Here is a 7409-nt window from a genome sequence, read left to right as displayed (position 1 = left end):
ATAGATGACTTGTAAACCACTATCTGCTAAATCTTTTAAAAGCTTATAAAAGTGTCTGCAACCATGGGGATGAAGATAAAGTTCAGGCTCCTCAATTGCGATGATTAAAGGTTTGCGAATTACTTCGGCATAGGCACGAGCAATTGCAATTGCTAAAGCGCTCTGAGTACCCGCTCCCATATCTTCTGAATCATATTCTATATCACCTTCTTTAAAATATGGTCTTAAATTTTTGATAACTTCCATGGGATCCAAAATTGATAATTTAAGTGAAACATCAAGCCCAGTTTGGTCACGAATATGTCCTTTTAAGATGTCTTCTACTTGTTGTACCGCCGAATAAATATTATTAGTGTAGACTTCTTGAACTTTATTTTTAAATTCTTCTTTTTTCTGTAGTGTAATTTGAGAATTTATGTGTTTTAGTAATTTCCCATATAATGTCCACTGGGAAGGACTTACCTGTCTGGAAGCTTGGCGATCAAGGGATAAATACATCAAAGTAACTTCTTCTTTCATCTCATTTGAAACTTTCATTACACGTCCGGAAGAATAGGTAATTGCAATACCACCAGAATCAATTTCTACCATTGCTTGTTTTCCCTTATTCACATCTTCCATCCTAAACTCCGAGATTCTAGTCGGCTATTTCACGGCGATAAGAAGTTTATGCTTGCTCAAAATTTAAATAACTTTTCATCAAACTTCAAAGTTTCCCGAGAAAACCTTTGATTTTACAGGGGGAATTTTTAAATTAAAAACAAGTAAAACAAAGGATGGAAGGTTAAAATATGGTCACAAGAGAGATGATTAAATCAGTTAAAATTAATCCTTCAGATGTTCATTCAATTCTTTCAAAGCACATTTTAGTTGATGGTTTTGATATGGTCATTGACCTTAAAAATAGTCAGGGTCGGCGTCTTGTTGACGCTAAGACGGGCAGGGTGTATCTTGATTTGTTTTCTTTCTTTGCTTCATCGGCGCTTGGGATGAATCATCCTAAACTCCTTGAGGAGGAGTTCCTTGAGAAGCTCAAGCTTGTTGCGGTTAATAAGCCGACGCTTTCCGATATTTACCCGCTTGAGTATGCTGAATTTGTTGAGACATTTTTCAATCTTGCTGTTCCGAGTTATTTTAAGTATGCTTTTTTCATTGAGGGTGGAGCTCCAGCGGTTGAAAACGCACTTAAAGTTGCTTTTGACTGGAAGATGCAGAAAAATCTTGAGCGTGGTTTTTATAAATCGGTTGAAGATGAATCAAAAATGGTTGTGATACATTTCCGTCAGGCATTTCACGGGCGACTTGGTTATACGCTTTCTCTTACTAATACTGACCCAATAAAGCATAAATATTTCCCAAAGTTCAAATGGCCGAGAATTCATAACCCGGCTATAAAGTTTCCACTCAACGAAGAGAATTTGAAGAAGGTTCAGGAAGAGGAGAATTTAGCCTTGAATCAGATAAAGGATGCGATAAGGGAATACGGTCATAACATCGCAGCTTTGATAATTGAACCGATTCAAGCGGAGGGTGGAGATAATCACTTCAGAAAGGAATTTCTCGTTGCATTGCGTGAGATTTGTGATGAAAATGAAATTATGTATATAATGGATGAGGTTCAAACAGGAATTGGTTTGACTGGAAAAATGTGGGCGCATGAGCACTTTGTTAAACCAGATATAATTGCTTTCGGTAAGAAATCACAAGTTTGTGGGATCCTTGTTGGTGAAAGGGTTGATGAAGTCAAGGACAATGTTTTTCATGTTTCAAGCAGGATAAATTCAACATTTGGCGGTAATTTGACAGACATGGTCAGGTTCGCGAGAATCCTTGAGGTCATACACGAGGAAAATTTAATTGAGAATGCAAGAGTTGTTGGGGATTATCTCTTGGATAAGTTGATACAATTACAAAGCGAATTTCCAGATATTATTTCAAATGCGAGGGGAAGGGGTTTGATGTGTGCATTTGATTTACCCGATGCCGATTTCAGGAAGAAATTTTTAAGGAAGGTTTATGAAAATGGCGCTGTGATGATTGGTTGCGGTGAGAGGTCAATAAGATTCAGACCACCTCTTACGATCACTAAGGAAGAAGTAGATGAGGGAATGGAGATAATAAGGAAATCGCTTTATGAGTTGAAAGATTGATTTACGGGATAAAAAATTTTGTTTAATCAAATGAAGCACTTTTACCTTGTATTGTTTTTTCTGTTTTCTTTTGCACTTTCTCAACCTAAGTTTGAATTTAGAGGACTTTGGGTTGCTACAAGTGGTCTTGATTTTCCTCTTTCTGTTAGGGCTACAAATCAAAAGCAGGAGCTTGACAGGATAGTTAATGTTGCAAGAAGTGGAGGGTTCAACGCAATAATTTTTCAGGTGCTTGCTCGTGGTCAAGCTTATTATGAGTCGGAGATAGTTCCTTGGGCATCGTATTTAACATCACCCTTAATGGTTGATCAGGATGGGACGCTTTATCCTAATCTTGGGACCCCGCCTGGAACGAAGGAAAATCCGCCACAATTTTATGATCCGTTAAATTATCTCATTCAAAAATCTCACCAATATGGGATTGAAGTTCACGCTTGGATAAATGTTTATAATCTTTTGACTTTGCCGGACACAATTTATCATCTTGCTATTTCACAACCAAGGCACATAGCTATTGATGACAGCAATAGGTGGAACACCAAACTTTTCGCTAAAGATTCGCAGGGCAATTGGCTTATAACATTTGGAAATTTGAAACTTATTTGGCTTGACCCAGCAAATCCCTATGTCAGGAAATATCTTTTAAGTGTTGTTTCCGAGCTTGTCAGGAAGTATGACATTGACGGAATTCATTTTGATTATATTCGGTTTCCCGGGGCATATACTTACGGTGATTCTTTCAATTTTTATTTTAACAATCGCAGTGATTATGAAAATGGTAATCCGTATGGATTGGGTAGAGATGATTTCGCTCGTCTTTCAATTGAAAGGTTTGTCAGGGCTGTTTATGACACTGTTAAAAATTTGAAGCCGTGGGTTAAAATTGGAACCACGACTCCGGGAATTTATCAAGGTTGGAGATTGCCGATAAATCAAGCGTATTTTGACCTCTATCGTGATGGAAGGTCTGATCCGAGAAAGTGGGCTCAATTAGGATTGATAGATTATCACGCTCCCCAAGTTTATTGGGATATCGGTTCTGAATACGATTTCAGGGTTATATCTCAAGATTGGAACGCAAATATGTTTGGTAGACATGTTTATATCGGAATTTATGGGGATAATCCTTTTAGCGAGATTTCCGCAGAAATAGATTTTACAAGAGGCATTGCTGCGTATGGAGCGGTCATTTTTAGGTACTCAAACGTTTTAGCATATCTTGACTCACTCAAACAGTTTAAATATGGGACATTTGCAATTCCTCCAGCGATGCGTTGGAAGGACAGCATACCTCCAAATCCACCTCAGGGACTTTTGATAAGAAAACTGGATTCATATACCTGGCAGCTTGTTTGGTTTAATCCAGAGCCAGCTTCGGATGGTCAAAAGCCAAGCTATTATGTCATTTATAGGGTTGAGCAAAGTGAGATCGTTAATTTAAACGATCCGAGAAATATAATAGGAATAGTTCCCTCGGCTTCTTCTGTTAACATATATACCGACAGGATTCCAGATACGGCGAGGATTTATACCTATGTTGTCACATCGCTTGATAGATTGAAAAACGAGAGTCAACCGTCAAATGTGGTTATAACGAATGTCGGGCTTGAAAGTATCTTGGCAGATTTTAATCTGTCTCCAGGGTATCCGAATCCGTTCAACTCAGTTATCAATTTTAGTTATTCTGTCCCGTCTGGCTCGTTTGTTGATATCAGGATTTATGATCTGCTTGGGCGTGAGGTTAAAAAGATAGTTTCTGGGTTTCATTTTAATGGACGATACCAGTTTTATTGGGATGGGACGGATAATAACGGAGTTGAAGTTGCAAGCGGGTTTTATGTTTGCAGGATGAATGCTTTTAAAAACGGGAAAGTTATCTTTTCAAATTCGCGGAAAATCTCATTTTTAAAGTAAATTTTCACGAGTAAGTGCCGAGAAATCTTGAGATCAAAGTTAAGTTTGATGATATATCTCTGGCTGAGAGAATAGCTGTTGAAGTTGGAGCTGAACTCAAGGATGATTTCATTCAAATTGATACTTATTTTAAAGTTGGAGATGGTAGATTGAAGATGAGAGAATTTAACACGGGCGGTGCGGAGTTGATTTTTTATCGCAGGGATGAAACAAGCGATAAGCGATGGAGCGATTACCGGGTTTTAAAAGTGCACAATGCGGATGAATTGAAAGTTTTACTTTCGGAAGCGCTCGGCGTAGATGTGATTGTTGAGAAGAAGAGAAAGGTTTTTCTTTACAAGAACGCAAGGATTCACATTGATGAGGTGAAGGAGCTTGGAAATTTCATTGAATTTGAAGTGATTGATGATGGTGGTGATGTTGATGGTTTGATGGAGTTTTTGATTGATAAGTTTTCATTGCGCGGTTCTGAATTTGTGAAGGTATCTTATTCGGATTTGTTAAAACAAAATCAGGGAAATAAATGAAGCGGGTAAAAATTTTAGTTTTGTTCGCTTTTTTTATTTTTTTGTTTTCTTTCAGCTTATATGCTCAGCAATCGCTTAAGCCGAAGAATATAATTTTGATGATCGGTGATGGGATGGGGCTTGCGCAAATAAGCGCTGGGAAAACATATAAGGGAAATTTAAATCTTGAAAAGTTTAAAGTCGTTGGTCTTTTGACGACGAATTCGTGTGATGAATATATAACTGATTCAGCAGCTGGGGCGACTGCGATGAGCACGGGCTATAAAACAAAAAATGTTGCGATTGGGATTGATTGTGATGGTGAGAGAAGGGAAACAGTTCTTGAATATGCGAACAAGATTGGGAAGGCAACGGGTATAGTTGTCGTTTGCGCAATTACTCATGCAACGCCAGCTGCTTTTGTTGCACATGTTCCAGATAGAAACATGCAAATTAAAATTGCCGAACAAATAGCAAAAGAAGCAAATGCTGATCTTTACCTTGGAGGTGGTTGGGGTTGGTTTTTGCCTAAATCAAAGGGTGGAAAGAGAGAGGATGGGCAGGACTTAATTGACACGATGAGAAGAAGAGGATATTATTTTATTTCAAAGCCGGAGGAATTTTACAATTTTAACTTTGATAAAGCAGGTAAGGTTATAGGTTTGTTTGCTGAAAATCATCCGCCTTATGCCCCGAATAGAAAACCGACACTTTCGGAGATGACGAAAAAGGCAATTGAGTTTTTATCAAGGGATAAAGATGGTTTCTTTCTTATGGTTGAGGGTTCTCAGATTGATTGGGCTGGGCATGCAAATGATAGTGAACAAATTTTAAAAGAAATGGCTGATTTTGATGAAGCAATTGGGGTTGCACTTGAATTCGCACAAAAAGATGGAAATACTCTTGTTATAGTCACGGCTGACCATGAAACAGGGGGTTATGCTATTGTCGGTGGCTCGGTAGAAGAAAAGAAAGTTGAAGGGAAATTCGTTACGAAAAATCACACAGGGATAATGGTCCCTGTTTTTGCTTTTGGACCGGGAGCAGAGGCGTTTGCTGGCTTTGGAGATAACACATTGATCGGGAAGAAAATTTTTGAATATCTGAAAAAGTGATTAAATTTGCGAGCGAAGGAAGAAATTAATCTCAAAGAGGTGAAATTTTAAATGAGCAAATCGGCTAAAAAATCCTCGGGAAAAAAAGGTAAAAAGGGAAAGAGGATAAAACAACTGAATGAGAAATCAATTGAAATTTTGCCAGTCATTGAATATGCGATTTATGAGGTTGATAAAATTTTTCAGAATCAAGGCGATAGGTTAACGGATGCTTACCTTGTTTCATCTCTTAAGGGGCTTGTGAATGAAATAAAGTCAAAATCTTTTAAGAGATTGCTTGAGGAAGTAAGGGGTGAGATGATTGAGGACCCGGATATCATACATTGGGATATAGTTTCTCGGCTTGGTGATCATATTGAGTCGGGTGATTTGAATTATTCAGACAAAGACATTATTAAGGCGATTGATGGTTTGATTGATACGATAAAAATTCAGATGTCAAAAGAAAACCCAAGGGCTTATCTTTCCTTTCTTTCGGAGATCATGCGCGGGGCGGATGATTTTGATAAAGGAATGCGAAGCGATATTGAACCGGAGATTGATGATTTTGATGAGGATGAAAACTTTTAAAATTTTTGCTAAACTTTTATGGGTTTTAAATGTGGCATCGTTGGTTTGCCAAATGTTGGCAAGTCAACACTTTTTAACGCTTTAACATACTCCAGCGTCCCAGCTGAAAATTATCCCTTTTGCACCATTGACCCGAACATTGGGGTTGTTCCCGTTCCTGATGAGAGATTGAAAAAGCTCGGTGATGTTTTTAAACCAAGGCGAGGGATAACCCCAGCTGTTATTGAATTTGTTGACATAGCTGGGCTTGTCAAAGGGGCAAGCAAAGGTGAGGGTCTCGGAAATCAATTTCTTGCACATATACGAGAGGTTGATGCAATAATTCATATCGTTAGGTGTTTTGAAGATGAAAGTGTTGTCCATGTGAATGGGAGCATAAACCCAAGAAGGGATATTGAGATAGTTGAGACGGAATTGATTTTGAAAGATATTGAGACGGTTCAGAAAAGAATTGAGAAAATTAGAAATATCGCAAGGAGTGGCGATAAGAAAGCACAACATCAGTTTGAAGTTTATGAAAGTTTGATTTCACATTTAAATGGTGGGAAATTTGCTCGCAGTTTTAAGTATAACCCTGAGGATAAACAAATAATTGATGAACTCCACTTATTGACGGCTAAGCCATTTATTTATGTTGCAAATGTTGATGAAGCGGGTTTAAATGGGAATAAATATGTTGATGAGGTTCTTTCCATAGCAAAAGAGGAAGATGTCCCAGTAGTTGTCATTTGTGCTAAGCTTGAAGCTGAGCTTGCGCAATTTCCAGAGAATGAAAGGATGGAGTTGTTAAAGGAACTTGGTCTTGAAGAATCCGGGTTGCAGAAGGTGGTCAAGGTCGGGTATGAAATTCTTGATCTTATAACTTTTTTCACCGGGAATGAAAACGAGGTTAGAGCTTGGGCAGTTAAAAGGGGGACGACTGCTTATGAAGCAGCTGGAAAAATTCATTCCGATTTTCAACGCGGTTTTATAAAAGCTGAGATAATGAGATGGGATGAACTTGTAAAGTTTGGCTCTGAGCATGCGCTTAGAGAACATGGGCTTGTGAAGTTTGAGGGGAAGGAATACATAGTTCAAGATGGTGATGTAATTTTGTTTAGATTTCAGGTCTAAATTTGGAACTTGTTAACTTTCTTTCTTCGTCCAAATTTTAA

At 38.1% G+C, this 7409-nt stretch carries 7 protein-coding genes; 6 read left to right on the top strand and 1 reads right to left on the bottom strand.

What is annotated here, in order from left to right:
- Positions 1–621, bottom strand: a 621-nt coding sequence (locus FKZ43_RS07815) for an ATP-dependent nuclease (RefSeq protein WP_140945323.1), incomplete at its 3' end; no start/stop codon positions are given.
- A gap of 185 nt (positions 622–806) precedes the next feature.
- On the opposite strand from FKZ43_RS07815, the gene lat reads away from it, so the two are divergent.
- From lat to ychF, 6 genes are read left to right on the top strand one after another with little or no spacing between them, the layout of a single operon-like run.
- Positions 807–2150, top strand: coding sequence for an L-lysine 6-transaminase (gene lat / locus FKZ43_RS07810; protein WP_140945322.1), 1344 nt, complete (start codon positions 807–809; stop codon positions 2148–2150).
- Positions 2151–2180: 30 nt separating this feature from the next.
- Complete coding sequence (locus FKZ43_RS07805) at positions 2181–4064, top strand: family 10 glycosylhydrolase (protein WP_140945321.1); 1884 nt, start codon at positions 2181–2183, stop codon at positions 4062–4064.
- 14 nt (positions 4065–4078) lie between these two features.
- On the top strand, positions 4079–4591 hold the full coding sequence (locus FKZ43_RS07800) for a class IV adenylate cyclase (RefSeq protein ID WP_140945320.1): 513 nt from the start codon (positions 4079–4081) through the stop codon (positions 4589–4591).
- Positions 4588–5685, top strand: coding sequence for an alkaline phosphatase (locus FKZ43_RS07795; RefSeq protein ID WP_140945319.1), 1098 nt, complete (start codon positions 4588–4590; stop codon positions 5683–5685). The genes FKZ43_RS07800 and FKZ43_RS07795 overlap by 4 nt, the downstream gene beginning before the upstream one ends.
- A 51-nt stretch (positions 5686–5736) precedes the next feature.
- On the top strand, positions 5737–6255 hold the full coding sequence (locus FKZ43_RS07790; RefSeq protein WP_140945318.1) for a hypothetical protein: 519 nt from the start codon (positions 5737–5739) through the stop codon (positions 6253–6255).
- An 18-nt stretch (positions 6256–6273) separates the two neighbouring features.
- Positions 6274–7368, top strand: a complete 1095-nt coding sequence (ychF, locus tag FKZ43_RS07785) for a redox-regulated ATPase YchF (RefSeq protein ID WP_140945317.1) — start codon at positions 6274–6276, stop codon at positions 7366–7368.
- Positions 7369–7409: the final 41 nt, after the last annotated feature.

The organism is Candidatus Thermokryptus mobilis (assembly GCF_900070205.1).
Taxonomy (GTDB): Bacteria; Bacteroidota; Ignavibacteria; order Kryptoniales; family Kryptoniaceae; genus Kryptonium; species Kryptonium mobile.
This window is presented reverse-complemented; position numbering and strand designations above follow the sequence as displayed.